The sequence below is a fragment of the Exiguobacterium sp. s80 genome, assembly GCF_018618725.1.
In the GTDB taxonomy this organism is placed as follows: Bacteria; Bacillota; Bacilli; order Exiguobacteriales; family Exiguobacteriaceae; genus Exiguobacterium_A; species Exiguobacterium_A oxidotolerans.
Genome location: NZ_JACSMP010000014.1, coordinates 23,788 through 38,598, shown reverse-complemented (window position 1 = coordinate 38,598; position 14,811 = coordinate 23,788). Strand labels below are relative to the sequence as shown.

15 protein-coding genes are annotated in these 14,811 nt (G+C 46.0%); 5 read left to right on the top strand and 10 right to left on the bottom strand.

From position 1 onward, the window contains the following. Positions 1-143 precede the first annotated feature (143 nt). Together KNP94_RS15340 and KNP94_RS15335 are read right to left on the bottom strand one after the other, a co-directional pair. Positions 144-476, bottom strand: a complete 333-nt coding sequence (locus KNP94_RS15340; RefSeq protein WP_235195173.1) for an Asp23/Gls24 family envelope stress response protein — start codon at positions 474-476, stop codon at positions 144-146. A gap of 51 nt (positions 477-527) precedes the next feature. Further along, on the bottom strand, positions 528-1,595 hold the full coding sequence (locus tag KNP94_RS15335) for an acyltransferase family protein (protein ID WP_215115935.1): 1,068 nt from the start codon (positions 1,593-1,595) through the stop codon (positions 528-530). 43 nt (positions 1,596-1,638) lie between these two features. Here KNP94_RS15335 and KNP94_RS15330 point away from each other — a divergent pair, with 43 nt between their 5' ends. After that, entirely contained in the window at positions 1,639-2,379 is a 741-nt protein-coding gene (locus tag KNP94_RS15330; RefSeq protein ID WP_088837813.1) for an SGNH/GDSL hydrolase family protein, read from the top strand. Positions 2,380-2,803: 424 nt separating this feature from the next. Next, positions 2,804-3,271: a hypothetical protein gene (locus KNP94_RS15325; protein ID WP_088837814.1), complete on the top strand. Its 468-nt coding sequence runs from the start codon at positions 2,804-2,806 to the stop codon at positions 3,269-3,271. Between the two features lie 53 nt (positions 3,272-3,324). On the opposite strand, the gene KNP94_RS15320 is transcribed toward KNP94_RS15325, so the two are convergent. Beyond that, positions 3,325-3,933, bottom strand: coding sequence for an alpha/beta hydrolase (locus KNP94_RS15320; RefSeq protein WP_215115934.1), 609 nt, complete (start codon positions 3,931-3,933; stop codon positions 3,325-3,327). Positions 3,934-4,257: 324 nt separating this feature from the next. Between KNP94_RS15320 and KNP94_RS15315 the strand changes: the two genes are divergently transcribed. From KNP94_RS15315 to KNP94_RS15305, 3 genes are all read left to right on the top strand, one after another. Continuing rightward, positions 4,258-5,151, top strand: a complete 894-nt coding sequence (locus KNP94_RS15315; RefSeq protein ID WP_088837816.1) for an ABC transporter ATP-binding protein — start codon at positions 4,258-4,260, stop codon at positions 5,149-5,151. Beyond that, positions 5,141-6,343, top strand: coding sequence for an ABC transporter permease (locus KNP94_RS15310; protein WP_215115933.1), 1,203 nt, complete (start codon positions 5,141-5,143; stop codon positions 6,341-6,343). The genes KNP94_RS15315 and KNP94_RS15310 overlap by 11 nt, the downstream gene beginning before the upstream one ends. A 64-nt stretch (positions 6,344-6,407) precedes the next feature. Beyond that, complete coding sequence (locus KNP94_RS15305) at positions 6,408-6,842, top strand: hypothetical protein (RefSeq protein ID WP_088837818.1); 435 nt, start codon at positions 6,408-6,410, stop codon at positions 6,840-6,842. Positions 6,843-6,899: 57 nt separating this feature from the next. Here KNP94_RS15305 and KNP94_RS15300 read toward each other — a convergent pair whose 3' ends face one another. The 7 genes from KNP94_RS15300 to KNP94_RS15270 form a co-directional block, all read right to left on the bottom strand. Then, positions 6,900-7,529, bottom strand: coding sequence for a helix-turn-helix domain-containing protein (locus KNP94_RS15300; RefSeq protein ID WP_214767127.1), 630 nt, complete (start codon positions 7,527-7,529; stop codon positions 6,900-6,902). Positions 7,530-7,554: 25 nt separating this feature from the next. After that, the gene (locus tag KNP94_RS15295; protein WP_251132682.1) at positions 7,555-9,432 is read right to left on the bottom strand and encodes an ABC transporter permease; all 1,878 of its coding nucleotides are present in this window, start codon (positions 9,430-9,432) and stop codon (positions 7,555-7,557) included. Positions 9,433-9,451: 19 nt separating this feature from the next. Next, positions 9,452-10,216: an ABC transporter ATP-binding protein gene (locus KNP94_RS15290; RefSeq protein WP_215115932.1), complete on the bottom strand. Its 765-nt coding sequence runs from the start codon at positions 10,214-10,216 to the stop codon at positions 9,452-9,454. After that, positions 10,209-11,201 carry a sensor histidine kinase gene (locus KNP94_RS15285; protein ID WP_214807171.1) on the bottom strand — a complete coding sequence of 331 codons (993 nt, stop codon included), beginning with the start codon at positions 11,199-11,201 and terminating at the stop codon, positions 10,209-10,211. The genes KNP94_RS15290 and KNP94_RS15285 overlap by 8 nt, the downstream gene beginning before the upstream one ends. Beyond that, positions 11,198-11,884 (bottom strand): response regulator transcription factor, encoded by a 687-nt coding sequence (locus KNP94_RS15280; RefSeq protein WP_214767123.1) that lies wholly within the window; start codon positions 11,882-11,884, stop codon positions 11,198-11,200. Before KNP94_RS15280 ends, KNP94_RS15285 begins: the two co-directional genes overlap by 4 nt. Before the next feature lie 81 nt (positions 11,885-11,965). Continuing rightward, a complete protein-coding gene (locus KNP94_RS15275) occupies positions 11,966-13,882 on the bottom strand; it encodes an ABC transporter permease (RefSeq protein WP_215115931.1) in 1,917 nt (638 codons plus the stop codon). Next, positions 13,869-14,630 (bottom strand): ABC transporter ATP-binding protein, encoded by a 762-nt coding sequence (locus KNP94_RS15270; protein WP_215115930.1) that lies wholly within the window; start codon positions 14,628-14,630, stop codon positions 13,869-13,871. Before KNP94_RS15270 ends, KNP94_RS15275 begins: the two co-directional genes overlap by 14 nt. Positions 14,631-14,811 lie beyond the last annotated feature (181 nt).

Genomic DNA, 14,811 nt, shown 5'->3' with positions numbered 1-14,811 from the left:
AATGGGAGACCGCGAAAATGTCTCAACTGGAAAACTGCATACGAGGTCTTCACGGAAGAAGTGTTGCACTTAATTTGACAAACCGTCATATAAAAAAATTGTTGATGAAAAATTCCCATCAACAATTTTCCATATAAACTGAGTTATCCTTTTAACAATCCGATGACGCGGACGTCGACTGCTTTCGGTGGGAATGCCAACATGTTTTCCATGTCTTGCACAATCCGTTCTTGCACTTTACCCGCTGTCTTGATGATCGACATACCATACTTGATATGAACAGCCAGGCTGACCGTAATCTCGCCTCCGACATCTTCGACCTTAACGAGTTTGACCATTTGTTTTTCTTGCAGTTTCGAATCATCTTGCGTAAATGCGATACCTTCTGTTTCCTTGACGGCAACTCCGGCGATGACCTCGATTACCTGCTGAGAAACGTTTACGACACCATCCGCGTTGTTTAAGTTATATGACATACTTTCCACGCCCTTCATCTATTAATCCATCTACTTTAAAGTGTATAGCATTTAACCTTTTTTTGAAAGGTCTTCCCGCTTCTCGACAATCGGACGGATGTCGATCTCAATCAATGGGCGTAATATCCGAACAACTGCCGGGTGAACGATGATTCCGACGATTAAAATCGCAACGCCAAAAATGATCAACAAAGCGACCCAAGGTTCTGTTACAAATGCATCCGTTACATATTGTCGCCAAGCCATGACGAAGAAGACGTGTAAAAGATAAACGTAGAGACTCAGCTCCCCTGCCCGGGTCACGAGTGGAAGCCTGCGCATCGGCACAAGCATCATGAACCCGAGTGACGCCGTGATCGATAAGAAATAGATGACGCTATGCTTCAGTACCCCGACCCAGGCATCGCTATCATATTGTTCGACGTAAGGAAAACGATGTTTAAAGGCATTGGCAAGATCGACGACTTCTTGCGGTGTATCCCGCCAGGCTTGAAACAATAAAAAACCGACGACGGAAGTAAACGCGAGTCCGCCCAGTAAGCGGACGTTCATCCGGCGTTTGAAATTTTTCGGCATCTCGAAAATCCGGATAAACTCGTGTTCCGAGAGATAGTTCCCTAATAAGAAATACGGATAGAACATGATTAACTTCCGTAATGCCAGGAATCCTGTATTCTCAAGTTCGAAGCCGTATAACAGGGCGAACGCTAAACCGAACCAGATATATCCTCTCAAGTGCACGACGTATGGTGTGACAATGTACCAGACGACCATGACGAACAAATACCAAAGCGCCCAGTACGGACGCAACAAGTGCGTCCCGATATTTTGACCGGAAAATAAGGGTAACCCTTCCCCAAAGGTTGCCCACGACCCGATTAAAATTTGCCAGACACAATAGACGGCAAATAATTGAATCACCCGTAAGTACTTGTTTTCGCGAAAGAAGTAGCCACTCAAAATGATGAACAATGGCATGTGGAACGAATAAATAATTAAATAGACCGTCTCGAGTACCTTGCCATCATAGTCGAACCGAATATCAGTCAGCATATGACCGATGACAACGAAAATGACAAGAAATCCTTTAATATTGTCGAACCATGGATTTCGATTCATGTTACACTACCCCTTATACTCCTCTGAAAGGAACGATTGTTTTATGAAAAAAGCACTATTGATTCTCTCGGTTGTCATAAACATCGTTCTCCTTGCACTACTGTTCGGACGTAAACCACTTGATTTAATCGAAGACGTCTTCCCTGCAATGAGTTCGAAACCGGTTACGACATTCCAATACACAAAAAACTCCAACTATGTCCGATTGAATAGTCTCTTCCATACTTATCAATACCCAAAATCTCCGAATGCTGTCATGTTAGGTGATTCGATGACACATTTTGGTGACTGGCGGATTTTGATGAATGATTCATCGATCGTTAATTTCGGGATTCCCGGTGATACGACGGAAGGATTTTTGACACGACTTGACTTAATTCTTGAGTTAGAACCAAAACAAGTTTTCGTGATGGGTGGTATCAATGACATCCGGCACTTCACACCCGTCTCTAAGATTACAGAGAATATGACGACGATCGTGACGACACTCCGAAAAAATAACATCGACGTCGTCATCCAGTCAACGGTCCCCGTCGCACCGAAATATTCCGACTCCGTCCGGGTCAACCGTGAAGTCGAAGCGTTGAACCGTAATTTGAAGCAGCTCGCAGAATCGGTCGATGCCGACTTCGTCGATTTACGGCCGGTCTTGACGAACGATCAAGGATACCTCCAAAATCGGATGACGTATGATGGGTTGCACCTCGTCGGTGGCGGTTACTTGCGGTGGAGCGATGCCTTAAAACCGTATGCAGAAAAGATAGACGTCACAGAAAATAAATAAGTTAAATCCGGTCGATCCGAATGATACGTTTGTCATTCGGTTGGCTTTGATTGTATTCAAAAATCTAAAAAGGACGATTCCGACAGCGGAATCGTCCTTTGAGCTTGTAAAGATTCGGTGAGGCTGATGCCTGACCAATCCTTAGTCTTCTTGATTTTTAACGCCCATGTACGCAGCAACGCTTGAAGCTGTGAACACAGCGATTGCGACGATACCAACCGCGATCCAAACGACTTGATCCACCATCTGTTTTCCTCCTTTAATGTAACCGCTCACTTTCTTTTTTTAGCGTACACGAAAATCGTCAAGAAAGAAACACATTTTCCATGTCTAATGACTGGACGTTTAGGGAAAAAGTAACTATAGTAGAAGGACAACTATAAATTGTCAGAAAATTCGATTATTTCACAAGGAGGTGATTCTGATGGCCACTCCACTCTTGAAACCGAAACTCATGATGCAACGACGAAGTACACTCAACTTTGGTTATTGGCTCGTCATCGGGCTCATTGGTTGGATGATGCTCAGCTTAGTCACAGGACTTCGCGATGTCCTGACAAGTCTTCCTTTGTATGAAACAATTCCATTGACATTTCTGATCGTCTTTGTTACCGGCGTTACTTTAAAAATGCTTCGCGATGAATGGTGGATTCGTTATCTCAATCGGCAAAAGCAATTCTATATCGGTCAAGAAACCGTCCTGACGTGGTGTTCGATCATCGACAGCATGTGGCTCGTCCGCAAACCGATGCGTCGCGAACTACGGCACCTGTACAAACATATCACACAGACGAAAATTTCTGAAGAAGCAAAAGAGACACTCGCAATGCAACTCGTTGAGCGAGGAATCTTGATTGTTTATTCTCGTCCGAAAAGTGACCATCCAGCTTAAGAAAAAAGCATTGAGAACTCAGGATTCTGCCCCTTGAGTTCTCGATGCTTTTTTCATTGTGTCAATTGATTGTTTAACCAGGATGCCGCGCTTTCAATCGTCGGCATGACGAGCTGATGTCCGTGGTTTGACCATGTCACGTCGACATGCGCTCCGGCACCTTTAAATAGTGCTTTTAGTTCTTCCGTCTCACTTGCGGCACAAATCGGATCATTTGCCCCCGCTCCGATGAAGACGTTGACGCCTTCACTATTTGGCAACGGGATGCCACGACGCGGTACCATCGGATGGAGCAAAATCGCTTGTGCGAACAGCGCTTCTTCAAACATCATGTTCGCTGCGATATTTGCCCCATTCGAGTAACCGACGGGAATTAATTCCTGAACGGAAAATTGATACGTCTCACTTTTTTCTTTGATGAATGCCATCAATTCTTTTGTCCGTAAGGCTAAGTCGGCTTCGTCAAAGACGCCTTCTGCCAAGCGTTTAAAGAAACGCGGCATCCCATTTTCCGTGACTGCTCCACGAACGGAGAGATAACCGGCATCTGGATGAAGCAATTGGACGAGTCCGATTAAATCTTGTTCCGATCCACCCGTGCCATGGAGAAGCAAGAAAATCGGTGCGCCTTGTTTTTTAGGTTGTTCAAAAAGATGTATCATACGAGTCTCCCCTTCTTGACTGTGATTGGTGCGGCATGTTGCGCGATTTTCGTCCGGTGCGCCTCAAATTGCTCCGGCAACTTTAAGTCTTCACCGAGTGCTTCGAATGCTTCATCAACGGCAAAACCAGGATTGTCCGTTGCGCTTTCATGACGATTACCTAGTTACTCCCTTTTATCCTTAATATAATAATAGTAACTAAATTACTAAAAGTAAACAAAAATGCTCAATTATATAAATTTTAAAAATGGAACCTTTAACCAGTTTTAACGTAAGGGTACAATGTAAAGAGAAGTGACTACTTAGTCTACCAAGGAGGTTCACATGCTAGAACTACAGAACATCACAAAACAGTTCGGCGATTTTACAGCCGTCGATGAGCTATCGTTTCAAGTTCCGGAAGGACAGATTTTCGGATTACTTGGCGCGAATGGTGCCGGAAAGACGACGACGTTCCGGATGTTGCTCGGTATCTTACAGCCGACGACAGGATCAATCACCTGGAAAGGAAAAGCCATCCCCCTCTCGCAAATCGGCTATTTACCAGAAGAACGCGGTCTTTATCCAAAGATTCGGGTGGACGAGCAATTAATCTTTTTAGCCGAGCTTCGTGGGATGCGGCGTAAAGAGGCTAAAGCATCTCTAGTGGCGTGGTTGGATTACTTTCAAATTCCTCAATATGAAAAGATGCGTGTCGAACAGCTTTCAAAAGGGAATCAGCAAAAAATTCAATTGATTTCTGCCGTCCTGCACAAGCCGGATCTGTTGATTCTCGATGAACCGTTCAGCGGACTTGACCCTGTCAACGTCGAACAACTTAAAAAAGCGGTCCGGAAACTGACGACGGACGGGACGACGATTGTCTTCTCGAGTCACCGGATGGATCATGTCGAAGAATTATGCGAACATGTCGCGATTTTAGATCACGGAAAACCTGTTGTCGCCGGTTACTTACCAGACATCAAGGCAGGCTACGGAAAAACGCGTGTTTTGTTAGCAACCGATGCCCCACCATTGTTATGGGATGCACTGCCTGGTATTTTACAGGTCGAGACGGAAGGCACCGGCTACACGCTCCAAGTCGAATCGAAAGAAGCCGCCGACGGATTACTTCGCCATTTAATTACAGAAGGTTTCCACGTCGAACGTTTCGTCTGGGATCAACTCTCCCTACAGGACATTTTCATCGAGGAGGTCGGAAAACGTTATGAACCGTAAATTTATGACCCTGTATCGCTTTAGTTTATTACAAAAATTGCGGGCAAAAAGTTTTCTTATCTCAACCGCTTTAATGATTGTTTTTTTGATTGGATTTTCGAATATCGAACGAATCATTGACTGGTTTGCAGGAGACGAACCTAAAATCGCTGTTGTCAGTTCACTGGATGCGGACATCGTTCCTGTTCTAAAAGAAAGTGGGATAAAATCCGAAATCGATCAGAAAGATTATTCATTACAGGAAGCACGAGATGCCGTTAAAGACGGCACATATGAAGTGGTTGCGTTGATGACGAGCGATCCTTACGTTGTCACATTAATTAGTGAGAGTCCGGAACAATCCCTGAAAACTCAACTGTCAACGGCACTAAAACTGGTTCGTGATCAAAAAATCATTTCTGAATCAAATGTTGATCCTGCGATTCTCGCCGCATTGGCTGCTCCTATTACAACAAAACAAGAGTTAACATCCACTGGCGGAAAAAATGAGGACGAACTGTTTGCCGCTTCTGCCCTCGTGTATGTTTTGCTGTTCTTAATGTATTTTACGATTGTAATTTATGGCGGAATGATTGTAACCGAGATTGCCAATGAAAAATCATCACGTGTCATGGAGCTGTTAATCTCTGCTGCCAGTCCGATTCAACATATGCTTGCAAAAATTTTATCCATTGCAACGGTCAGCATCATTCAACTTTCTTTGCTTGTTGGCGTTGGTTACTACAGTGGACAAAAAAGCAGCTTGTTTGACCAACTATCACTCGACTCTTTAAGCATTCAAACAGTTGTCTACTTATTTGTATTCTTCTTACTCGGCTACTTCCTTTATGCAACGTTGCTCGCCGCACTCGGTTCACTCGTCAGTCGGGTCGAAGATGCACAGCAAGTAACGATACCCGTTATCATGCTGATTGTAGCCGCGTTCATGATTTCCATTTTTAGTTTAAACGCTCCAACAAATCAAGCGGTCGTCGTCTTATCATTCATTCCGTTCTTCACCCCGATGTTGATGTTCTTACGGGTCATGCTGACGGACGTCCCGATGTGGCAAATCCTTTTATCCATCGGCTTAATGGGGGTAAGCATCGCCCTTGCCCTGTTCGTCGGAACGAAATTTTATCGAGGCGGTGTGCTGTTCTATGGATCGAACCCGCTCAAGCAACTGCGACGTATTTTAAGTGGTCGTCAGTAGTGGTTTACAAGATGAGACGTTTCCGCTATCGTTAAGTGAGAAAAACTTTAGGAGGAACTACGTTATGCGGTCTCGTTTTTGGGCAGCTATTTTATTCACCGCTGCCGCCATCGTCTCGTCTCTTGTCATGTTTACGAAATTTCCACAAGCGAGCGAGACGTGGAAGCTCGTCCTTGCTTATGGTGGCATGACGTTTGTCGTCAGTCTATTTTTCTGGTCGTTCGTCGCTATCCGCATTCAATCATCCCGCCTCTTCGGAAGTTGGATGGGAATCTTCATCGCCGGCACGACGGTGTTACTCGTTTGTATCGCTCGGTTTGTGATCCGTGGAGATTTCATGATGGTCTTCAAATGGCAAGCTATGCTTGGTAGCTTGACGCTCAACTTTGGATACGTCGGATGGGTTCTCGTCATCGCGAACGCAATCATCGGCTTCATCATCGGGCGGACACGTCAAAAAAGCCGAGTCTCTCATCACCAAGTTCCACGACGATCATAAAACAAATGCCGCCTCTTCTTCAGGAAGGGGCGGCATTTTTAATGAAACGACTTCGCATCACTTTCGATGATAGCGCATTCGTTCAATCTGATTACTATACTGGGTGTAACACGTCGTTCGCTCGGTCGTCTCTCCCTCAGTCAAACGATCTAAATACTCGTCGAGTTGAATCATCGAGGGGAGTTTATCCTCGAACATCTCAAACGTCCCCCGCGCTTCTTCCCGACGAAGCTCTCCGGCCTCCATGACCGACTCGACCAGCTCGTGAAAAATTCGCTGTTCCGTCGTACTCATCGTTTGTTCAATCCGCTTCACGTCATCATCATACATCAAGTCAAACATCCGCATCCGTTCTTCGAGTTGTTCTTCGATGACGGACTCATCCTGACCCAGTGTCTGCTCGTACGCTAAACGCATTTCCTCGAGTGGTGTGCTGTCCTGCATGACGAACTTCAACGATTCCCCTGTCCAAATATGCCGCGCCAAATAACTCGAATCGATTTGTAAAACTTCTGCTAACGACTCGATGTAGGCTTTCGTCGGGTAGACCTCACTTAATTCTGTTCGTCGAATGAAATAAGGTGCGACACCCAGGTTATCTGCTAACTGATCAATCGAGATTCCGGCGCGTTCCCGCAAAATCCGAATCCGGTCCCCGTACCCTCGATATGGTGAATGATTCAGCATATGCTCCCTCCTCGCTATGCTCTTATCATACCCTTGAATCCGGTATCGGATACATCGAACTTTCGCCTGACTTTTGAAGCAGGTGTCGTGGGTATCGAACCCAGAGCGGGAAGATGCTTCCGATATAACAAAACGTGACGATTCCAATCCACATCAAGGAAACACCGAACAGGGGACCCATCTTAAGACCCGCCTCGGAAATGATGGCTTGGAACAACAACCAGGCATGAAATACGGAAATCAAGTATGGAATCATTAAGACCGCTCCATATTTCACAAGTAAAAACGTTCGGACACTTTGACGATCAAAACCGAGGGCAAACAGCGTCTTCAATCGTTTTTGTTCTTGTTCAGCCGTCATCTGCATCCAGACGTGGAGGAAACTCGCGTTGATGACGAAGAGCCAGACCGTCAGTAAAATGACGACGAATGAGACAAGACGGACAATCCGAATCCCATCGAGTTCATCTTCTGTTTCATTGATTAATTGATACGGCGCCGCCGCTTCGTTCGTCATCTTCGATTTCGACTGAATTTCCCGGACGATTGACATCCAGTCATCCCAAGCCCCTGTCCCGTAATCCCGATAGGCTGGCGTTTCAAAAACACGAATCCGGGCGAGGGGTTGTGCCAGTTCGTTGAAGCGCTGATCACTGATGACAAATAGCGTTTCGATGCGATAGTTATAACCGAACAAGAGGCGGTGTTTAGCCGGGGTTACTAATCTGTATCCAGCTTGTTCCATCGCCTGTCGCGCTTTTTCCATCGTCGGTGTCTGTTCTTTTAACTGAACGGGACGGGCTGGAATTTGAAGCGCCTCACGGTAGTTCAGCTCGCGTCGTTTCTGTCCCAGCTCGTTTAATAATTGATTGTAGTCGGATAAAGGCAACACGTAACGTGTCCCCTTCTTTTTCAGACGAACTTCCTGCTGATATTTTTCCGGGAATGTCGCTTCCATCGTCTCTTCAATCTTTTGCAAGCGTTCGGACTGCTCTTTCGACTCTTCATAATAGACGAGTCCAAAATGATTTTGTGAAGATAAGTCTAACCCGACTACTTGAAAGATGAAGACGAGCCCGACTGCCGTTAGTGCACATGACGTCAAAATCGTCCCAAGGGCAACGAGGGTGCTATTCGTCCGGAGCTGTGTCGCAATTTCAGAAAGGATGAGTTTACGTAACGACAACGTCCGGGGACGATACAGTTTCATCAACGTCGGTAACACATAACGGCAAATGAAAAAGGAACCGATAAAAATGACGAATGGAAACAACAAAACAAATCCGGTTTGTTGGACAAATGCTAATACATACCCGTAGAACAGCAGAAGAATCGCCATAAATCGCAGCGATATACGAAAGCGGCGTCTCCATGTTGAACGTGTCCGAATGGGGCGATCCGGACGGAATCGATAGATGGCGAGTACTGTCGCCGTTAAGAGAACAAGGAGTGCCCCGGCGATTAGTACTAAAAACGACAGTGCAGAGATTTCAATATCGAGTCGTGGTAAAAACATCACTTTTTCGATTGCCAGCAACATTAGTTTCGTCAAGACGACTCCAAGCAACAGCCCCGCCGAAATCGCTAATCCGCCGACAAGGAGAACCTCAATGAGGAAGTACTTTAAAAAGTGCGAAAATCCGCTCCCGAGCGTCCGCATGACGCGTAAATCATTTTTACGGTGTTCAAGCATCGTATACGTCGTCGCATAGATGAACAGGATACTGAAAAACAAAATAATCAGTTCCGCGATAAAAACAAAAATCATCGTCAGTTCGATGACTTGATTCAATTGACTTAAGACTTTTGCGACATTTTGGAACGAAGCACTCGTCACTAAGTTCCAGTAGCTCGTCGAAATCGTCATCGCAATGATAATCGTCAATGCGTATCCGTAATACAAGCGTTGATAACGCTTAATGTTACGTAGGGCGTATTGTAGATAATTGATGTTCGTCCCCTCCTAATAACGACAGCGACTCGATGACGCGTTGAAAGAAGATACGACGGGGTTCGTCCCGAAACAACTCGGTTTGAATGTTACCATCCTTTAAAAACAGGACGTGGTTACAATACGAGGCGACCGTCGGGTCATGGGTGACGATGACCATCGTCATCCCGGCTGCATTTAACTCAGCAAGTAATTCCATTACATGTTTTGTCGCTTGGAAATCGAGTGCACCGGTCGGCTCGTCAGCCAACATCAAACGCGGAGCATGGATTAAAGCACGCCCAATCGCAGCGCGTTGGCGCTGTCCACCGGATACTTCATCCACCTGTTTGTCGAGTAGCTCATCGATTTGAAGCCGTTTTGCGAGATGCAGCATCTCCTCTCGCGCGAGCTTCGTCTTTTTCCCAGACAGCATCAACGGAACGAGCATGTTTTCACCAAGCGTCAACGAATCGAGTAGATTGAACTCTTGAAAAATGATTCCGAGTGTCTCACGCCGAAAGCGCGTCGTTTCTTTTCGCTTGAAGGTCGATGTATCAATGCCCTCCATCAAAATCGAACCCCAGCTCGGTTGATCGAGCGTCGCCAGTAAGTTGATCAGTGTCGACTTGCCACTTCCGGACGGCCCCATCACCGCGACCATCTCGCCTTCCTCGACACGGAAATTCAAATCCGTCAGCGGTTGTTCCGTTACTTTTCCTGCATATACTTTCCCAAGCTGTTTGACTTCAATCATCCGTTCGTCCTCCTACAAGCTTCAATCGACACGTCGTCCCTTGGCCTTCCAGACTATTCAATTCAATTTCATGCCCGAGCTTCGTACAGACCTGCCAGACGAAATAAAGTCCCATTCCGGTCGACTCTCCGTAACGCCGTCCATTTTCACCCGTGAAAAAGGCGTTGAAGACACGCGGCAAGTCACGCTTCGGAATGCCGACTCCATCATCAATCAATGTCAGCACGACTTGTCCGTCGCGTTCCATCGCCCGAATCAGAACTTCTTTACCATGTCCCGTCGTGTATTTGACGGCGTTCGTCAACAGTTGAAGTAACAAAAAGCGGAACCATTTAGCATCTGTATACACGTATAAGGACGGTTCGATTTCAAGCTTCGGATAGACTTTATTTTTGACAAACAGTCGTTTTTCTTGATTGATGATGTCCATGACGAGAACACGGAGATTAAGTTGCTCCGCCTTCAAATCCGTCTCGATTGCTTCGAGGCGTGACGAATACAACATTTGATCAAGACCTGTCCGTAGTCGTTCGACTTCGTGCCGCAGATCTGTCCGGTAATCTTCACCCGGATGTTCAAGAATCAGTTCGATGACCGAGAGCGGCGTCTTCATTTGATGAATCCACTGATCGACGTACCGGTGCCGTTCTTTTTCTTTCCGCCGTTCGGCAAACAAACTGTTTCGAAAAATCGTTTGTTGCCGTTCTAAAAATTGTTCGACTGCTGCAGCGATTGGTTCCTCACTGCCGGGGCGAATCGGTTCTGCAACCGAGGTAATCGGATTTTGTAATCGTTTAAGCAGTGGCAACATACTAAAAAAGCGATAGCTTAAATAAATGATGAGCGCGATTGTATCAAGTAAGATGATATAGAAAAACGCTGCGGGTTGATAAAGATCGTATAACCATAAGACGAGAAATAAGCCGACCAGTTGAACGATGAAAAACAGCAGTCCTGGAATCGTATAACGAAAAAACAGTTTCATTTTTCAAGCACCAGGCAATACCCGACTCCCCGGACCGTCTCAAGCCCTGACACGCCGATTTCTGTCAAACGTTTACGAACACGCGTAATATTGACGTTCAATGTATTTTCATCGACGAAGGCTTCATCATCCCAAATTCGTTCGAGCAGGTCTCCCCGGCTGACAATCCGCGGGCTAGCCGTCAGTAACATTTCTAAAATCAAACCCTCTTTTTTCGATAGTTCAATCGATTGATCACCATGTTCGACGATATACCGATCTAAATACAACGTGATGCCCGCCTTCACGACGGTCCGTTCATCATTCTCACTTGATAACGTCCCGTACGCCCGCCGAATCTGACTTTTGATTTTCGCGATGACAACGGCTCCTTGGAACGGTTTAACGATGTAGTCATCCGCCCCATATTCAAGTGCCATGACTTGATCCATTTCTCCGACTCGCGCCGAAATGAACAAAATCGGGGCACGTGTTTTTAAGCGAAGCTGCCGGCACCAATAAAAGCCGTCGAACTTCGGAAGGTTCACATCAAGCAAGATGACATCCGGCTTCGTCTCTTCAAAACGTGCCGCGACATCACCAAATCCATCTTCGTGAATGACACGGAAATCATAACGTTCGAGCAACTCTTGAAGTAACTCCGCGATTTTTTGATCATCTTCCACTAATAAAATTGTTTCCATCGAATGATTCATCTCCTTCGTTATCTATCATACCGAACAAAAAAAGGACTGGAAACGATTATTCGTTTCCAGTCACCGTCGTCACATCACAATCCGCCGGTACGCTCGGACCGTCATGATGTAATACACAAGGTAGACGACCGTATAACAGCCAATCGCAAGGACTGTCGGCATGACGATGTTGTAGTTGAGTAGTTTTTGAAGGACTTGCATCGCAAAGATGCTGTGAATGAGTCCAAGGAGGTACGGTAGGGAGAAGACAAATCCGACGAGGCGACGAATGATACTCACCTGTTCGCCTTGCGCCACCCCAACCTTTTGAATGATCGCAAAACGGTGCTTTGATTCTTCTGCTTCCGCAAGCATCTTGAAGTAGATGATTGAACCTGTCGCGAGCAGGAAGACGAGTCCGAGGAACCCGGCAGCAAATGCGAGCAGCCCTGTCGTCGCCGTCGTTATCGCGTAGACCGGATAATAGGCCGCCATGTCCGTTTCCGCCTGCTTTCCGTAAAGTGCCTCGAGTTTCTTCATCAACCCGTCATCCGTTCGTTCATCTGAAAATTGATAATTCGTCAGCATCCATGCACGCTCCGGCATCATCGCGAAGGCATCGTCCGAAACGACGAACGCCAATCGTTGTTTCTCATAGAGTTGAGCGATCGGTAAATCCGTTTCACCCGTGATGCGAAAGGACGAATGAATGTCGTTTATCGTGATTCCAACGGGTGACTTGACTCGTTCCTGCAACAAGTCGTTTCCTTTGAATGTCTCGAGGACAATCGCCTCACCTTGTTGCGGCTCAGGTAAAACACGTTTTCCGTTCGCCTTCGCTAGTCTGCGGTAGTCTGAATAATTGATGTAGCTGAATTGTCCTTTTGAACCGTCCATCGCATATGTCCGGTAGTACTTCGTCAAATATAACGGATTTGGTAACTCTTTCATCTGATGGTCGACATTTTTGACGTTGACCATCGTCCGCTGTTCAATGGTTTGATTCGATTCCTTAATCAATTGCTCTGCCTCCGGTCGTTTACTCGCAACCGATAAACTGTATGGCATTTGTTGCTCGACCGTTCGATCGATGAAATAGTAAATCGATGTCGCTGTTCCGACCGTCGTCAGTGTGACTGCCGTGATGACAGTAATCGTTGATAACATGACAGCATTCGACTTGACGCGTGACAGCAATTGACCATGTAAAATCAAATTCGTTCCTTCGAAGTGACGTGCCTGCTTACTGAGAACACGCAACAAGAAAATTGTAAAGTAACTCATCGTCCCGAATGTTCCGACGATGATACAAACTATCAAGAGTGGCGCGACTACAGTAAAGTGATCGAGCAGCGGCTGCCCCGTCAGGTAATAACCGAATCCCATCAATAGAAGAGAAAGGACTGCGAGAATCGGATGGACTTTCGGAATCACTTCGACTTGTTGGTTTGCTTTGAATAGTTCAATCAAGGTGAAGCGATAAATTGTTCGTGCCGATCGCAGAGCAATCAATAAAAAAATGACCAAGAACACGGCAATCGTCTGACCCATTGCAGCGAGGCTGATCGTAAACGTCGCTTCGATATCGATTGCCATGACATGCGCAAGCAGTTGAACAAAGTATTTTGAAGCAACCGTCCCTAGAGCGGTCCCGATGATCAATCCGACCATTCCATATCCCATCGTTTCAATAAAGATCAGTTGAGCGATTTGTTTTCGCTCGAGTCCAAGTAACGCATATAAACCAAGTTCTTGTTTACGACGTCGTAAGAAAAAGTCACTCGAATACCAAATGAAAATCGTCGAGAACACGGCCAAGATGATACTCGATCCCGTAAAGACCGTCCCGAGCTTATCGTACATCTCATTTGCGTTCAGCATCGCTTCGTTCGAACGAATCCCTAAAAACGTGTAATAAATCAAAATTGCGAATGTGACGGCACCTAGATACATCATATTGTGCCGGATGTTCTTTAAATTACGAAAAGCTAATTTAGACAAACTCACGTGCTGCACCCCCGAGTTCGCGTTGGACTTCCATGATTTGTTCGAAAAATTCCTTTTGCGTCCCAAACCGATGGATTTCTCGGAACAGCTCTCCATCTTTGACAAAGACAATGCGTTCCGCGTATGACGCCGTGACAGGATCATGGGTCACCATCAAAATCGTTGCCCCTTGTTCATTCAGCGTCTCGAGGGCTTCGAGTAACCCTGTCGCTGACTTTGAATCGAGTGCTCCCGTTGGCTCATCGGCTAAGAGGAGTGATGGTTGGTGGATGATTGCACGTGCTGCTGCGACGCGTTGTTTTTGACCACCTGAAAGTTCGACCGGACGTTTCTTCAACAAATCTTCGACTCCAAGTTGCCGCGCCACTTGTTCAACACGCAACACAATCATCGCTTTGTCGACACGTGCCAGCGCAAGCGGAAGGGCAATGTTTTCTTCGACCGTCATCGTGTCGAGTAAGTTAAAGTCTTGGAAGATGAAACCCAGTCGTTCCCGACGAAACCGTGCCAATTGTTTTTCAGTCATGCTCGTGACATCTTCACCATTAATCGAAATCATACCTTCACTCGGTTGATCAATCGTCGATAAAAGATTCAACAGTGTTGATTTACCAGCTCCTGAAGGACCCATGATGCTGACGAACTCCGCTTCATGTACCGTCAATGATGTCGGTTTTAGTGCTTCATGCCGCGCCATTTTGGTTTGGTATACCTTCGTGATGTTCTCTGCATGTAAGATTGTTTTCATATTCTATTCCTCCTGAAGTCGATTCGTTACCTTCAGTCTACCGAGCGTTCACGTTTTGAGGGATTGCGTTAACTTTCAATCGACTTACAAAACAGTAAGGTTTGGGTGGAGTATGAAACAGGGAGAAGCTTTTTCGGCATATTAAAAACTCCCTCATCTCGTAAGATAAGAGAGTTTCAGA